The organism is Mixta hanseatica (assembly GCF_023517775.1).
Taxonomy (GTDB): Bacteria; Pseudomonadota; Gammaproteobacteria; order Enterobacterales; family Enterobacteriaceae; genus Mixta; species Mixta hanseatica.
In genome coordinates, this window is sequence record NZ_CP082904.1 from 253444 (window position 1) to 268523 (window position 15080).

Annotated in this window: 12 protein-coding genes and 1 pseudogene; 7 read left to right on the plus strand and 6 right to left on the minus strand. The window is 56.6% G+C overall.

From position 1 onward, the window contains the following. From pqqC to pqqF, 4 genes are read left to right on the plus strand one after another with little or no spacing between them, the layout of a single operon-like run. Nucleotides 1–756, plus strand: coding sequence for a pyrroloquinoline-quinone synthase PqqC (pqqC, locus tag K6958_RS01130; RefSeq protein WP_249892970.1), 756 nt, complete (start codon nucleotides 1–3; stop codon nucleotides 754–756). After that, entirely contained in the window at nucleotides 756–1034 is a 279-nt protein-coding gene (gene pqqD / locus K6958_RS01135) for a pyrroloquinoline quinone biosynthesis peptide chaperone PqqD (RefSeq protein ID WP_249892971.1), read from the plus strand. The genes pqqC and pqqD overlap by 1 nt, the downstream gene beginning before the upstream one ends. Beyond that, entirely contained in the window at nucleotides 1003–2166 is a 1164-nt protein-coding gene (gene pqqE / locus K6958_RS01140; RefSeq protein WP_249892972.1) for a pyrroloquinoline quinone biosynthesis protein PqqE, read from the plus strand. The genes pqqD and pqqE overlap by 32 nt, the downstream gene beginning before the upstream one ends. Beyond that, nucleotides 2166–4559, plus strand: coding sequence for a pyrroloquinoline quinone biosynthesis protein PqqF (gene pqqF, locus K6958_RS01145; RefSeq protein WP_249892973.1), 2394 nt, complete (start codon nucleotides 2166–2168; stop codon nucleotides 4557–4559). The genes pqqE and pqqF overlap by 1 nt, the downstream gene beginning before the upstream one ends. Here the strand turns inward: pqqF and K6958_RS01150 are convergent. Both K6958_RS01150 and hemB read right to left on the minus strand, forming a co-directional pair. Further along, a pseudogene (locus tag K6958_RS01150) lies at nucleotides 4556–5524 on the minus strand (sensor domain-containing diguanylate cyclase). The gene pqqF and the pseudogene K6958_RS01150 overlap by 4 nt on opposite strands. Before the next feature lie 242 nt (nucleotides 5525–5766). Then, nucleotides 5767–6744, minus strand: a complete 978-nt coding sequence (gene hemB / locus K6958_RS01155) for a porphobilinogen synthase (RefSeq protein WP_249892974.1) — start codon at nucleotides 6742–6744, stop codon at nucleotides 5767–5769. A gap of 313 nt (nucleotides 6745–7057) precedes the next feature. Here hemB and K6958_RS01160 point away from each other — a divergent pair, with 313 nt between their 5' ends. Then, entirely contained in the window at nucleotides 7058–7531 is a 474-nt protein-coding gene (locus tag K6958_RS01160) for an Hsp20 family protein (RefSeq protein ID WP_249892975.1), read from the plus strand. Nucleotides 7532–7562: 31 nt separating this feature from the next. Here K6958_RS01160 and K6958_RS01165 read toward each other — a convergent pair whose 3' ends face one another. After that, nucleotides 7563–8393, minus strand: coding sequence for an MBL fold metallo-hydrolase (locus tag K6958_RS01165; protein ID WP_249892976.1), 831 nt, complete (start codon nucleotides 8391–8393; stop codon nucleotides 7563–7565). 205 nt (nucleotides 8394–8598) lie between these two features. Between K6958_RS01165 and K6958_RS01170 the strand changes: the two genes are divergently transcribed. Then, complete coding sequence (locus tag K6958_RS01170; protein WP_249892977.1) at nucleotides 8599–9825, plus strand: zinc-dependent alcohol dehydrogenase; 1227 nt, start codon at nucleotides 8599–8601, stop codon at nucleotides 9823–9825. 44 nt (nucleotides 9826–9869) lie between these two features. Here the strand turns inward: K6958_RS01170 and proP are convergent, their stop codons facing one another. Beyond that, nucleotides 9870–11375 carry a glycine betaine/L-proline transporter ProP gene (gene proP / locus K6958_RS01175; RefSeq protein WP_249892978.1) on the minus strand — a complete coding sequence of 502 codons (1506 nt, stop codon included), beginning with the start codon at nucleotides 11373–11375 and terminating at the stop codon, nucleotides 9870–9872. Nucleotides 11376–11784: 409 nt separating this feature from the next. Further along, nucleotides 11785–12969, minus strand: coding sequence for a mannonate dehydratase (gene uxuA / locus K6958_RS01180; RefSeq protein ID WP_249892979.1), 1185 nt, complete (start codon nucleotides 12967–12969; stop codon nucleotides 11785–11787). Nucleotides 12970–13204: 235 nt separating this feature from the next. On the opposite strand from uxuA, the gene K6958_RS01185 reads away from it, so the two are divergent. Next, nucleotides 13205–13894 (plus strand): FadR/GntR family transcriptional regulator, encoded by a 690-nt coding sequence (locus K6958_RS01185; protein ID WP_249892980.1) that lies wholly within the window; start codon nucleotides 13205–13207, stop codon nucleotides 13892–13894. A 10-nt stretch (nucleotides 13895–13904) separates the two neighbouring features. Here the strand turns inward: K6958_RS01185 and K6958_RS01190 are convergent, their stop codons facing one another. Beyond that, the gene (locus tag K6958_RS01190; RefSeq protein WP_249892981.1) at nucleotides 13905–14948 is read right to left on the minus strand and encodes an AI-2E family transporter; all 1044 of its coding nucleotides are present in this window, start codon (nucleotides 14946–14948) and stop codon (nucleotides 13905–13907) included. Nucleotides 14949–15080 lie beyond the last annotated feature (132 nt).

The following is a 15080-nucleotide window of genomic DNA, read 5'->3' on the forward strand; positions in this document are numbered from 1 at the left end:
ATGACGCAGGCACAGCCGCTTTCGCCGCAGGCTTTTGAACAGGCGCTGCGCGCCAAAGGCGCTTATTACCATATTCATCATCCCTATCACATCGCGATGCACAACGGCAAAGCGACGCGTGAGCAGATTCAGGGCTGGGTGGCGAACCGCTACTACTATCAGACCAATATCCCGCTGAAAGATGCCGCTATTATGGCTAACTGCCCGCATCCGGAGGTGCGCCGCAAATGGGTGCAGCGCATTCTCGATCACGACGGCTACGGTGACAGCGAAGGCGGCATTGAAGCCTGGCTGCGCCTGGGCGAGGCGGTAGGTCTGGATCGCGAAGTGGTGCAATCGGAAGCGTTGGTGCTGCCCGGCGTGCGCTTCGCGGTAGATGCCTATGTTAATTTCGCCCGCCGCGCCAACTGGCAGGAAGCGGCCTGTAGCTCGCTGACCGAGCTGTTCGCGCCGCAGATCCATCAGGCGCGGCTCGACAGCTGGCCGCAGCACTATCCGTGGATCGAAGCGGAAGGCTACGACTATTTCCGCAGCCGCCTGAGTCAGGCGAACCGCGACGTAGAGCATGGCCTGCAGCTGGCGCTGGAGTATTGCGACACGGTAGAGAAACAGCAGCGGATGCTGGAAATCCTGCAGTTTAAGCTGGATATTCTGTGGAGCATGCTGGATGCGATGACCATGGCGTACGAAATGAAACGTCCCCCTTACCATACGGTCACGGCGGATCTCGCCTGGCATAAAACGAGACTGGTGTAATGGAAATTACCGCATCACAGATCCCGCAGTTCCGCCGCGGTTTCCGCCTGCAGTGGGAAGAGGCGCAAAACTGTCATGTCATCCTCTATCCGGAAGGCATGGCGCGTCTGAACGGCAGCGCCGCAGAAATTTTACTGCTGGTGGATGGCAAGCGCACCTTGGGCGATATCGTCGCCGAGCTGAGCGCGCGTTTCCCCGGCGTGCCCGATCTGGGCAATGACGTGACTGATTTTTTTGGCCAGGCCTATGAACAGAAGTGGATCATCTTCCGTGACTGAACGGAAACCGGCGGTTAACCCGCCGCTGTGGCTGCTGGCGGAGCTAACCTACCGCTGTCCGCTGCAGTGCCCGTACTGCTCTAACCCGCTCGATTTTGCCCAGCAGGATAAAGAGCTGACCACCGAGCAGTGGATTGAGGTATTTCGCCAGGCACGGGCGATGGGCAGCGTGCAGATCGGTTTCTCCGGCGGCGAGCCGCTGGTGCGCAAAGATCTGCCGGAGCTGATCGCCGCCGCGCGCAATCTTGGCTTTTACACCAACCTGATCACCTCCGGCATCGGGCTGACCGAGAAAAAGCTGGATAGCTTTGCCGAGGCCGGACTGGATCATATTCAGATCAGCTTTCAGGCGAGTGATGAAACGCTGAACGCCGCGCTGGCCGGCTCGGAAAAGGCGTTCCGGCAAAAGCTGGAAATGGCGCGGGCGGTTAAAGCGCACGGCTATCCGATGGTGCTGAACTTTGTGCTGCACCGCCATAACATCGACCAGATCGATCGCATTATTGAACTGTGCATCGAGCTGGAGGCGGACGACGTCGAGCTGGCGACCTGTCAGTTTTACGGCTGGGCGCAGCTCAATCGCGAAGGATTGCTACCCACACGCGAGCAGATCGAGCGGGCCGAGCAGGTGGTGAAGCAATATCGTCAGCGCATGGCGGAAAGCGGCAGCCTGACCAATCTGCTGTTTGTGACGCCTGATTATTATGAAGAGCGCCCCAAAGGCTGTATGGGCGGCTGGGGAGCAATTTTTCTCAGCGTGACGCCGGAAGGCACCGCGCTGCCGTGCCACAGTGCGCGCCAGCTGCCGGTAGAGTTCCCGTCGGTGCTGGAGCACGATCTGCAGCATATCTGGTATGAATCCTTCGGCTTTAATCGCTATCGTGGCTTTGACTGGATGCCGGAACCTTGCCGTTCCTGCGACGAAAAAGAGAAGGATTTCGGCGGCTGCCGCTGTCAGGCCTTTATGCTGACCGGCAACGCCGATAATGCCGATCCGGTCTGCGCTAAATCGCCGCATCACGGCAAAATCCTTGCGGCGCGTGAGGAGGCCAACTGTACCCAGATGCAGATTAGCCAGCTGCAGTTCCGCAATCGGGTTAATTCTCAGCTGATCTTTAAGGCGAACGCGTAATGTCGCAGGCGGCCTCGTTACGGCTGGATAACGGCCTGACGGTGCGGCTCCAGCACGACGCGCAGGCGTCGGAGGCCGCAGCGCTGCTGCAGGTCGCCAGCGGCAGCGACAATGAGCCGGCGCAGTGGCCTGGGTTGGCGCACCTGCTGGAGCATCTGCTGTTTACCGGCAGTGCAGGCTATACCGGGCAGCAGCGGCTGATGAGCTGGGTGCCTGCGCAGAGCGGTCGCCTGAACGCCACAACCCGCGCCGATCGCACCGCTTACTTCTTTAGCCTGCCCGCCAGCGGGCTGGAGGCGGGGCTGGCGCGTCTGGTGGATATGCTGGCGCAGCCGTTGCTGGCATCAGACGCGATCGCGCAGGAAACGGCGGTGATTGACGCGGAATATCGCCTGCTGCGTCAGGATACGCCGACGTTAACCGGCGTGGCGCAGCGGCATTTTTTTCACGGTCCACCCGCTATGCAGCGCTTTCAGGTCGGCAGCCGCGCCAGTTTTGGCGACGATGTTAGCCGATTACGGCAGGCGTTAATCGATTTCCATCAGCAACGTTATCACGCAGGGGCGATGACGCTCTGGCTTTGCGGGCCGCAGCCGCTGGCTGAGCTGGAAACCCTTGCCCGACGCTACGGAGCCAGTCTGTCCGGCTCCGCTTCTGCTTCCGCTGACGCGGCGGTGTCGCTCTCTCCCTGCTTACGGGCGCGCGCGGATGCGGCGGTACGCGCAACAGGCGCGACGCAGCTTACGCTAACCTTTGCGCTTAATCGTTGGCAGGAGAGCGATGCAGGCTGGTGTGCGCTATTGCAACAGCTGCTGCGGGATGAAGCGGAAGGCAGCCTGCTGGCGCAGCTGCGGGCCGCTGACGCCTGTGACGGCGTCAGTTTACAGGAGGTCTGGCGCGGCGGCGGCGCTGCGCTGATTGCCGTTTGTTTCTTACCGGCGCATCCGCGTACGGATCTTACCGCGCAGCTGGAGGGCGCGCTGCGACAGTGGCTGGCTCAGCTTGCCACCTTTACCGCCGCGCAGCTAAACCATTATTTGCAACTGGCGCAGCGCCAGTATGCCCACAAAAGCGTGCTTGATCGCCTGCGCGAACAGGCATTCGGCTTTGCCCCGCCGACAGCGGTAACGCCAGAGGCCTGGCAGCGCTGGCTGAAACAGTTGCAGCAGGCGGAGATCGGCCGCCTGTGGCTGGATGAGAGCGTGCAGGGCGAGGTGACTTCCTCGGCAGGATTCGAATTTATCAGCGCGCCTTTCCACTCGGTTCCAACGGTCTCCGCTTTACCGCTGCGTTTCTGGCCTTTCCCGCCGCTGGCTGCGCCGTCCACCTTACCCCATAGCGCAGCGCCTTTACTGCATTTGCCTTCGTCCGCGCCTGCGGTATTAACGCTGCGCCCGGCGCTGGAAACCCCGATTACCGACCCGCTGGGTTATGCTCTGCAGGCGGCGCTACGCGCGTTGTCGGCCAGCCTGGCGCATCAGAACGGCAGGCTGAGCGTTGAGCGTCAGCAGGGGATTTGGCAGCTGCAGCTGAGCGGCGAACCGGTATTTATGCTGGCGGCAATGGCGGCTATCGTTACGCAGCTGCAGGCGTTTACGCCGTCAGACGCCAGCGCGCGCGCCTGGCAACGGGAGCGGCAAAAAGAGCAGGGCGATATTCCGGTGCGTCGGCTGCTTAACCGGCTACCGGGCTGGCTGCTGGCGCAACAGCCCGCCTGCGCCGCGCTGGAAAAAGTAGTATGGCAGGCAGCGCTGTCAGGCGGCAGCCCGACGCTGGCTCAGCAACTGGCCCGTTTGCTGAGTCAGCTGCCGGGAAGCGTAAAAAACGCAGCCCGCTGGCTGCGGTGCGATCCGCTGGCGGGGCAGCGTCAGACGCTGCGCCTGAGCCAGGGCGATACGGCGCTGCTGCTGTTTTGCCCGTTAACGCAGCCAGGCCTGGAGGCGCAGCTGGCGTGGAGAATGCTGGCGTTAATTTATCAGCCAGCCTTTTTTCAGCGCCTGCGGGTAGAACAGCAGATCGGCTATGTGGTCAGCTGCAGCTTTCATCATGTCGCCGATCGGGCAGGCGTGCTGTTTGCTTTACAATCGCCGCAGTGCAAGGCTGCCGACCTGTTAATACATATTCAGCGCTTTTTGCAGACGATGGAAGAAAATATCGCTCAGCTTGCCGCTGATGAGCTGGTGGACAAGCGTGAGCGGCTATGGCAGCGGCTCCAGCCCGACGGCGATGTGCTGGAGCGGGCGCGCCAGGCGCTGGCATTTCCCGAGCTGGTCTCTCCGGCGGCGCGCGTCCAACTGGACAGGCTGGATGCGCCCACGCTGCTTGCATGGCATCGTGCGCTTTGCAACCCCATCTACTGGTGGCAGTGCGCTGCCGAGCCGGATCCGGTTTAATGCTGCTGGCGTCGCGCCTTTTTATGCTGATACATAATACCGTCGCTGTGATTAAGCAGGCTCGTTAGCGGCTGCGGCTGGGCCGGATCGAACTCCACCATCCCCACGGAAAAATCGAGGCGGTAGCGGCGCTCCAGCGGTTCGATATACCGCTCCAGCTCGGCGCGAAAATCCTTTAGCCGTTCATCCGCCTGCTGCTGATTCATATCGATAAACAGCACGACAAACTCATCGCCGCCGAGACGGGCAAACAGCGCCGAATGGCGAAAACTGATTTTCAGTGCGTCGGCAAAATCCATTAACGCCCGATCGCCTTCCCGATGACCGAAGTTATCATTGATCTGCTTAAACTGGTCGAGATCGAAAAACGCCAGACAGGCGAAGCATTGGCGCAGCGCGCACTCTTACAGCAGCATCTGCCCCAGCGCCATAAAGCCGCGCCGGTTGGATATCTGCGTCAACTCATCGGAGGTGGCTGTCTGGAAATTAACCAGTTCGGCTTCCACCATTGAGGCCAGGTCGCGCAAGGCGCAGGCATCATCGGCATCAAAGGCACGGGGCTGGCTATCCAGAATGCACAGCGTGCCCACTTTCGCCCCGTTAGGCGCGCGCAGCGGACAGCCAGCATAAAAGCGAATATGCGGCTCGCCGGTAACCAGTGGATTATCATGAAAGCGCGGATCTTCACTGGCATTCTCCACAATCATCACCTCATCCTGCAGAATCGCATGGCCGCAGAAAGAGATATTGCGTGGCGTTTGGGTCGCGCTGATGCCGTCGCTCGATTTAAACCATTGATGATCGGCATCCAGCAGGCTGACAACCGAAATTGGAACATTGAACAAGCGTTTTGTCAGCCGCGTCAGGCGATCGAAACGCTCTTCGGCTGGCGTATTTAATATTTTCAGCGCATAAAGTTCGCTCAGGCGCTGATGCTCATTAGCAGGGATTTCTGGTGTTTTCATAAAAACCTTCGAACTTCATTGTTATTTGATTTATTTACTCTCCGTGACAGTATCGGTCAGAAAAGGCACAACTTCAGGAAAAAACAGCGTGGATGTTATTCCGCCTTCCATCAAGCTGAGCAGGCACCAGCGCTTGACCTGAACCGTTACCTTAGTTTGTCGGCAGGGAAAGGTAAAATCTGCGGGAAAAATAGTTAAAAATGAGCATGATCCAGGCAGCCGGGCGGCTGCCTGAAAGGGAACTACAGCAGATTACGTTCCGCCAGATCGAGCGCGAAGTAGCTGAAGATAACATCGGCGCCGGCGCGTTTAATCGCGCCCAGGCTTTCCAGAATCACCGCATCTTCATTGATCGCGCCAGCCTGCGCGGCAAACTTGATCATCGCATATTCACCGCTTACCTGATAAGCCGCCAGCGGCAGCTCGGTGCGCTCACGGATATCGCGCAGAATATCAAGGTAGGCGCCAGCCGGTTTCACCATCAGCGAATCCGCGCCTTCCGCCGCATCGATTAAGGATTCACGGATCGCTTCGCGGCGGTTCATTGGGTTCATCTGATAGGTTTTACGATCGCCTTTCAGCGCGGTGCCGGCGGCTTCGCGGAACGGACCGTAGAACGAAGAGGCGAACTTGGTGGAGTAGGACATGATCGCAGTATCGGTAAAACCCGCTTCATCCAGCGCCCGGCGAATCGCCGCTACCTGGCCATCCATCGCCGCAGAAGGAGCGATAAAATCAGCGCCCGCCTGCGCGGCTACCACCGCCTGCTTGCCAAGGTTAATCAGCGTCGCGTCATTATCCACGCCGTGATCGCACAATACGCCGCAGTGACCGTGCGAGGTATATTCGCAGAAACAGGTATCGGACATGACGATCATTTCCGGCACCGTATCTTTGCAGATGCGCGACATACGCGCCACCAGGCCGTTTTCCTGCCAGGCATCGCTGCCGGTGGCATCGGTGTGGTGTGAAATGCCGAAGGTCATTACCGAACGGATACCCGCTTTAGCAATGCGTTCAATCTCCCAGGCCAGGCGCTTTTCCGGGATGCGCATAACGCCCGGCATCGCTTCAATCGCTTTGTAATCATCCACGCCTTCTTCCACAAAGATTGGCAGGGCCAGATCGTTGCGGCTTAGGGTGGTTTCCTGGAACATATCGCGCAGCGCGGCGCTTTTACGTAATCTTCTGGGGCGATTAATCAGAGAAATATCAGACATAGTTATTTGCTGTACAGGTGAAAAAGTCATCATAGTGTACGCGCTTTTAAATTAGCGGGTGAAACTTCCCGTGCGGAGTTGCTGGCAAAAATAAAACGCAACGTGACCTTAATCGCTATATTTAACAGCTATGCAACATCATGCCGTTTAATATTCCAGCCGGATCTGAGCAGCCTTGTTTAATATAAAAAATCATTATTTTTTTGTGCCGCTTGAAAAAGCGTCGGCCGCACATAAATAGCTGTCAGGGAGCGACTTCCCTGACATGTTTAAGCTTTTGATGGCTCAACAGCAGATTTTCAGGAGGTTATTCATGGCATTCAAAACACTTTCCCTGTTCCCCGACGTTACCGACAGCCTGTTCTCCGATCGTTTTAACCGTATCGACCGGCTGTTTAGCCAGTTAACCGGCGATGCGCCACTGGCCACCACGCCAGCTTGTGATATTAAACGGCTCGATGAAAGCCATTATTCCATTACGCTTAGCGTGCCGGGCTGGAAAGAGGATGAGCTGGAAATTAGCGCTACGGGCGGCCAGCTGACCGTGAGCGGTAAACGCGCCGCAGAGCAAAACCAGCAGGATGAAAAAAATAGCTGGCTGCACCGTGGCATTAGCCGCCACAACTTTAGCGTCAGCTACGCTCTGCCGCAGCATGTAAAAGTAGAACGCGCGCGTCTGGAGCACGGCCTGCTGGAAATTTCGCTCTATCAGGAGATCCCTGAAAGTGAGAAACCGCGCAAAATTGCTATTGAAAGCCAGCAGCGCGTAATTGAACACCACTCTTAATCATGACCCCCGGCCTGGCGCCGGGGTTTTTTTATCGACTACGCGCCTGCATTTTTTCCAGCTCTTTCGCGTCGTGGCTGCAAAACAGCGTGATATTTTCCTGCTGGCTTAGCGACAGTGTCCGTAGCCGCTGCTGATTCTCCCGCCGCGCCGCATTATCGGCCGCCATCATCCACTGGTAAAAACGCAGCCCCGGCGTGCAATGACGCTGCGGCTGATGCATTTCGCCGCGATAAAACCAGGCGTCACCGCCGTGCAGCAGCCAGCCGTCGTCTTGCTGAATAGCCACGCCCGCATGGCCTGGCGTATGACCCGGCAGCGGAATCAGCAGGATTTCGGGCGGCAGCCCGTTTAACGCCTTCACTGCGGCAAATCCCTGCCAGCTTTCGCCCTGCGGCTGATAGGTCTGCCACTGGACGTTGGCGGGCCATTGAGCAGGAAGATAGCGCCGACGCTGTAGCCAGTTGTCGCGTTGATGGCTGGTCTCCAGCTCCTGTTGCAGCAGGTGAACGCGCGCATGCGGGAAGTCGGTTAGCCCGCCAGCGTGGTCGAAATCGAGGTGGGTCAGCACGATATGACGCACATCCTGCGCCTGAAAGCCCAGACGCTGCACCTGCGCCAGCGCGCTCAGTTCAGGGCTGCGCTGAATATTATTGAACCGTCGAAAGAAGAGGGCAATACGTGAGTCGTGACGGAGATCCTGTTCGCCGAAGCCGGTATCCACCAGCACCAGTCCGTCGCGATCGGTTTCAATCAGCAAGCAGTGACAAACTAAGTGAGCGTGCACGCCTTTACTGAAGCCGTCATACAACGCCCCGCCAAAAGGACACATCGAACCACAGCTCAGGTGGTGTATCCGCATAGCCTTCCTCCTTAAACGTAAAGCTTAAGTGTGGGCGCTAATGTGCCAGCACGCCAGACGGTAACTTTCAGAACAATCGGGCCGCCACAGGGCGCGCTTTCGTGCCGCTGCGTCTGTTGATCGCCTGAATCGTTTCTACACTTAGATTTTTATGGGCGCGGTACCGCGCCGTCAATAATGAACGCAACGCGTAATAGGAGGTTCTATGAAAGCTCTTGTCTGGCATGGTGTCGGTGATATTCGCCTAGATGATGTTCCTGAACCACGTATTGAAAGCCCGGATGACGCGGTGATCAGGCTAACCGCCTCGGCCATCTGCGGCACTGATTTACACTTTATTCGCGGCACCTTTAGCAATATGCGTCAGGGCACCATTCTGGGTCATGAAGGGGTCGGTATTGTTGAAGCGCTGGGCGATAACGTACGCAATTTCGATATCGGCGATCGGGTGGTGGTCTGCTCTACGGTCTCCTGCGGCTACTGTCCGCCCTGTCGGGAAGGCAATACTGCCCAGTGCGATAACGCTAACCCCAACGGCCCGGAGGCGGGCACCTGCTTCTTCGGCGGCCCGGAAGCTACCGGTCCGGTAAACGGCCTGCAGGCAGAGAAAGCGCGCATTCCTTTCGCCTCTAATACGCTGATAAAAGTGCCGACTGAGGTCACCGATGAACAGGCCATTCTGGTTAGCGATATTTTTCCGACCGCCTGGTTCGGCGCTGAGCTGGCGGAAATTGAGCGCGGCGATATTGTGACGGTTTTCGGTGCCGGGCCGGTTGGGCAGTTTACCGTCGCCAGCGCGCTGTTAATGGGCGCGGCGCGCGTGATTGCTATTGACTGCCATGAAGATCGGCTGGCGATGGCGCGTCGTCAGGGCGCCTTTACCATCAACTTTGAGAAAGAAGATCCGGTCGCCACCATCAAAAAGCTGACCGGCGGCGTTGGCGCTGACTGCGCCATTGATGCAGTTGGGGTAGATAGCCAGCACGTCCACAGCGGTCCGGCGGCAGCACAGGCTGAGGAAGAGGCGGATAAGTTTCAGCAGGAAGTGGCGCAGGTCGCGCCGGAAAATAGTGATCATCAGCATGTTGACAATGGAAACTGGGTGCCGGGCGACGCACCTGGTCAGGCGCTGGAGTGGGCCATCGCCTCGCTGAAAAAAGCGGGTACGCTGAGCATTATCGGCGTCTATCCGCCGGAAGCGGAAACCTTCCCTATTGGTATGGCGATGAACAAGAACCTGACGATGAGAATGGGCAACTGTAACCATCACACCATAATTCCGCAGCTGCTGGAGCTGGTGCGAATGGGCGCCATCGATCCGGTAGAGGTGCTGACGCAGGTAGAGCCGCTCAGCGATGTGGTGTCTGCCTATAAAGCGTTTGATAAGCGCGAGCCAGGTTGGATTAAAACCGAATTGCTGCCGCAAGATTAAGCGCCGCAGCCTGAAAAAAAGCCCCTCAGTGAGGGGCTTTTTGGTTACTCGTTAATGCGCGGATGCTGCTGGATCAGATTCTTACGTCTTTCCTCCAGCTTAGCAATCTCCTCGGTAATATCGTCGATTTTCTGCTCGATATTATCGTGATGCTCCTGCAGGATTTCACGCGCCTCGTTAATATCGGAGGCAGCAGGAGTTGCGCCCTTCAACGGTTTGTTGGCCGTCTCTTTCATAGTGATACCGGTAATTAAACCGATCACCGCGATCACCATCAGATAGTAAGCCGGCATATAAAGATCGTTCGAGGCTTCTACCAACCAGGCGGCCACGGTAGGCGTCAGACCGGCAATTAATACCGAAATGTTAAAGGCGCTGGCCAGCGCGCTATAGCGAATATGGGTTGGAAACATCGCCGGTAGCGACGACGCCATTACGCCAGTAAAACAGTTAAGCACAATCGCCAACATCAGCAGACCGGCAAAAATCAGCCCCAGTACGTTACTGTTGATCAGCATAAAGGCGGGAATAGCCAGGGCAAACAGCGCGATACTGCCGATAATCACAAACGGACGGCGGCCAAAACGGTCGCTCAGCAGGCCAATGACCGGCTGAATAAACAGCATGCCGATCATAATAGCGATAATGATCAGCACACCGTGATCTTCCGAATAGTGGAGGTTATGCGAGAGATAGCTCGGCATATAGGTCAGCAGCATGTAATAGGTGACGTTAGTCGCGATCACCAGGCCAATACAGGCCAGCAGGCTTTTCCAGTGCTTAGTGGCAATATCGCGGAAAGAGACCTTTGGACCTTCACGCAGGCCTTCGCGGTCGCCCTGTTCCAGTTTCTCCACATGCTGTTGAAACGCTGGTGTCTCTTCCAGCGCATGACGCAGATAAAGCCCAATAATGCCCAGCGGCAGCGCTACAAAGAAAGGCAAACGCCAGCCCCACGAGAGGAAGTTTTCTTCGCCGATAATAGCGGAAATCAGCACTACCAGGCCCGCGCCCAACACAAAACCGGCGATAGAGCCGAAATCAAGCCAACTGCCCATAAAGCCGCGTTTACGGTCAGGCGAGTATTCCGCCACGAAGATCGAGGCGCCGGTATATTCGCCGCCTACCGAAAAACCCTGGGCCATTTTCGCCAGCAGCAGCAGTATCGGCGCCCAGATGCCAATCGAGGCGTAAGAGGGGATCAGACCGATACAGAACGTACTGAGCGACATGATAATAATGGTGATTGACAGGATTTTCTGACGCCCATATTTATCGCCAAGTCTGCCAAAAAACAGGCCGCCCAGCGGGCGAATCAGAAAGGGAACGGAAAAGGTGGCCAGCGCGGCGATCATCTGCACGCCAGGATCGGCGCCAGGAAAAAAGACTTTACCTAAGGCATAGGCGACAAAACCGTATACCCCAAAATCGAACCACTCCATCGCATTACCCAGCGATGCGGCGGTAATTGCCTTGCGTAAACGCGCGTCATCGATGATGGTAACGTCATCAAGCGCAATTGGTTTTACACGCTTCCTACGTAGTTTCATATCATTCGCCCTGTGTTTGCTGATTAATTTAATCTCCTCTACGGTGCGAACCGAAGTGAGAAACGATCAGGTCGCCACGTTGAGGAAATTTTTTCTGGCCTAACACCAGCTCATTTTGCCATCACTCGTAATAGTCACTTAACGGAATGATTACGTTATGATCCCACAGTATATCGTCAGAACGCGGAAAATGTTACATCTGAGCCATAAGTAGCGGAAAATGGCGTATAAAAAGTAATCATTAACCGCACAAACAGCAGACTCTGCTGTCACTTAAGCTTATTTAAAGCCTGGCAGTAAAGACGCCTTTTTTCCGCTATCGGCAGGACTAAAAAGGGAAAGACATAAAAAAGCGCCGGAGACCGGCGCTTTAAGTGAGCGTTAACCAGAAGAGGAAAGACGATCGAGGTTAATCAGCGAAAAAGCACTGTTTTAGCGCCAGCTCAACGCCGCGTAGCTCAGCCAGCCCTTTCAGGCGGCCAATGGCGGAATAGCCGGGGTTAGTCTGTTTATGCAGATCGTCCAGCATCTGATGACCATGATCGGGACGCATAGGTATCGCGCGTGCGGCGCCGGCACGGCGGCGGCGCTGCTCCTCTTCCAGGATCACCTTTATTACGCCGACCATATCTACGTCGCCTGTCAGATGCGCGGCTTCATGAAAACTGTTGGGGTTTTCTTCCCGCTGCGTGGCGCGCAGATGGATAAAATGGATACGGTCGGCATAGGTTTTCGCCATCTGTACCAGATCGTTATCGGCGCGTACGCCGTAAGAGCCGGTACAGAAAGTAAAGCCATTATGCAGGCTGCTGACCGTCTCGGTAAGCCACTGCATATCCTCCTGAGTAGAGACAATACGTGGCAGACCCAGAATAGGACGCGGCGGATCGTCCGGATGCACCGCCAGCATAATGCCTACTTCTTCCGCCACCGGCACGATAGCGCGCAGGAACGTGGCCATATGTTCGCGCAGGCGCGCCTTATCAATGCCGTCATACTGCGACAGCTGCGCCTGAAACTGCTCCAGCGTATAGCCTTCTTCCGCGCCGGGCAGGCCGGCGATAATGTTGCGCGTCAGCGTGGCGATCGCCTCTGGCGTCATGGCGGCATAATAATCGGCCGCCTGACGCTGCTCGTCTGCGCTGTAGGTTTGCTGGGCGCCGGGACGCTTTAGAATATGCAATTCAAACGCAGCGAAAGCGACGGCATCGAAGCGCAGCGCGCGTGCGCCGTTGGGCAACAGCCAGCCGAGATCGGTGCGCGTCCAGTCCAGCACCGGCATAAAGTTATAGCAGACGGTATCAATGCCACAGGCGGCGAGGTTACGCAGCGACTGCTGATAGTTAGCGATATAACGCTGCCAGTCACCGCGTTGGGTTTTAATCGCTTCATGTACCGGAACGCTTTCCACCACCGACCAGTAAAGCCCTTTTTCCGCCAGCTGTGCCTGCCGCGCCTTGATCTCATCTGTTGTCCAGATTTCACCGTTCGGAATATGATGCAGAGCGGTAACGATACCGGTCGCGCCAGCCTGCCTGGCATCATCCAGCGAGACGGGGTCGTTAGGGCCATACCAGCGCCAGGTGTGTTCCATAAGCTCTCCTGTAGTCGATTTATCTCGAAGCGGCGACCCAACGCAGCGGCCAGCCGATTAATGTAAAGGGCCATTGGTCCGGCCGCTGGGCCAGAATAGGGGAGTTTTTTGCCTGAAAGAGTGATGATTGTCCCATTATCAGGCGTTGTACCCGATAAACCAGGGCGTTGGCTGTAACAATAACGCCTCGTGAAATCGTGTTTACAGCAGCCTTAACCGGATAGAGAGAATTGTTATGACACTACCCGCCATCAAAACCGAGCGGCTCTATCGACAAATTTCCAGCCTGATAAGCGCTGCGATCGCCCGCGGCGAGTTTGCGCCGGGCACGTTGCTGCCGCCGGAGCGTGAACTGGCCAGGCAACTCAACGTCAGCCGTTCGTCAGTACGTGAAGCACTAATTGCGCTGGAGGTGACTGGCTGGGTAGAGATCCGCAGCGGCAACGGCGTACAGGTGGCGAATCCGCTGCCGGGCAAACCGACTGAGCCGGTGGATACCTTTAGCCTGCGCGATCTGATTAAAGCGCGTCAGGCTTTTGAGGCGATGACCGCCGAACTGGCGGCGCGTCACGGTACGGCGCAACAGCGGCAGGAGTTGCTGGAGGTTGCTCATCAACTGGCGCAGCATCAGGTAAATGACGACGAGTTTTTGCGTCATGATAAGCGCTTTCATCTACTGATCAGCGAAATGACCGGCAATGACCTGTTACGGGAGATGATGGAGCAGCTGTGGAACCGGCGTAAAAGCCAGCGCTTTGTGCGGCTGGAGAGCCACTTTGCGGATCGGGATTTTCCTCAGGCGTTGAACCATGACCATCAGCTGATCGCCAATGCCATCGCGCAGCAGAATCCGCAGCTTGCCCGCGACAGCATGGCGCTGCATTTGCAGCGCGTTTACGATCATCTGTTTGATACCTCCGCCTGATATCCGATGGTTAACGCTTCACCGGCGGACGGCCGTTGCCTAATAAAATAGCCAGCTTGCTGCCGCCCGGCGTGGTTTCCATCAGAATTTTACACACGCTGGTCAGCGGCACCGACAGCAGCATCCCTACCGGGCCGAGTAGCCAGCCCCAAAAGATCAACGACAGAAACACCACCAGCGTGGACAAGCCGAGGCCGCGCCCCATTACGCGCGGCTCCAGCATATTGCCGAATACCATATGAATGGCGCTGAACAGGGCGGCGACCAGCAGCGCATCATAAAAATCGTTTAGCACCAGCGCCTGAATAAAAGGCGGCACGCCGGCAATTATTGGCCCGATATTGGGAATAAAGTTCAGCACAAACGCGACCACGCCCCAGAACAGGGCGAACTTGACATCCAGCAACAACAGGCTGATCCAGACGGCAATGCCGGTAATCAGGCTGATCAGCGTTTTTAATGCCAGATAGTGGGTCACTCCTTTCAGCGCCTTATGCAGGCCGGCGATGCGGATCTGCGGATTAATCAGCGCGTTGCGCAGCTTATAAGGCAGATGGCGTACTTCAAACAGCATGAAAATCACCGTCATGATCAGCAGCACAAAGTTACTCATCGCTCCGGAAAACTGCGTCAGCACCATGGTGGCGACATTCATAATTGCGTTCGGATCAAGCTGTTCCGCCAGCGCGCGGGTAGAGACAGGGATGTTTAGTCGCCCGGCATAGTGCTGAATCACCGTCAGCTTTTGCTCAAGAATGGCGCGTATTTGCGGATAAACCAGCGAGAACTCATTGACCGAGCTGGCCAGCATGGCGACCAGCATCAGAATAACCATCAGCACCACCACCATCACCAGCGTAATCGCCCAGCTGCGGCGCAGACCGCGACGCATTAGCATATTGACCAGCGGGTTGAGAATGATCGCCAGAAAGATGGCTAACAAAAAAGGAACGATAATATCGGATGCAGCACGAATCCCTGCCAGAATGACCACCAGCGTTGCCATCTTCAGCAACATGTTTTGTCCCATCTTTTCCTGCTGCGGCGCGAGCATAGTTTTCCCTGTAAATAATTTCAGCACAGCAAATTGTAGCTGCTAACCCTTGCCAACGAACTGATTATTGCTACTAACCTGCGTATAGTAAAAACTTAGCCGGTTAATTATCACCCGTAACGAGTTAAATAT

What these genes read in the sequence shown, in the direction of transcription:
- K6958_RS01190 (WP_249892981.1), bottom strand. Translation starts at nt 14,948, where the DNA reads ATGCTCGCGCCGCAGCAGGAAAAGATGGGACAAAACATGTTGCTGAAG.
- pqqF (WP_249892973.1), top strand. Translation starts at nt 2,166, where the DNA reads ATGTCGCAGGCGGCCTCGTTACGGCTGGATAACGGCCTGACGGTGCGG.
- pqqC (WP_249892970.1), top strand. Translation starts at nt 1, where the DNA reads ATGACGCAGGCACAGCCGCTTTCGCCGCAGGCTTTTGAACAGGCGCTG.
- K6958_RS01160 (WP_249892975.1), top strand. Translation starts at nt 7,058, where the DNA reads ATGGCATTCAAAACACTTTCCCTGTTCCCCGACGTTACCGACAGCCTG.
- K6958_RS01170 (WP_249892977.1), top strand. Translation starts at nt 8,599, where the DNA reads ATGAAAGCTCTTGTCTGGCATGGTGTCGGTGATATTCGCCTAGATGAT.
- K6958_RS01165 (WP_249892976.1), bottom strand. Translation starts at nt 8,393, where the DNA reads ATGCGGATACACCACCTGAGCTGTGGTTCGATGTGTCCTTTTGGCGGG.
- proP (WP_249892978.1), bottom strand. Translation starts at nt 11,375, where the DNA reads ATGAAACTACGTAGGAAGCGTGTAAAACCAATTGCGCTTGATGACGTT.
- hemB (WP_249892974.1), bottom strand. Translation starts at nt 6,744, where the DNA reads ATGTCTGATATTTCTCTGATTAATCGCCCCAGAAGATTACGTAAAAGC.
- pqqE (WP_249892972.1), top strand. Translation starts at nt 1,003, where the DNA reads ATGAACAGAAGTGGATCATCTTCCGTGACTGAACGGAAACCGGCGGTT.
- K6958_RS01185 (WP_249892980.1), top strand. Translation starts at nt 13,205, where the DNA reads ATGACACTACCCGCCATCAAAACCGAGCGGCTCTATCGACAAATTTCC.
- pqqD (WP_249892971.1), top strand. Translation starts at nt 756, where the DNA reads ATGGAAATTACCGCATCACAGATCCCGCAGTTCCGCCGCGGTTTCCGC.
- uxuA (WP_249892979.1), bottom strand. Translation starts at nt 12,969, where the DNA reads ATGGAACACACCTGGCGCTGGTATGGCCCTAACGACCCCGTCTCGCTG.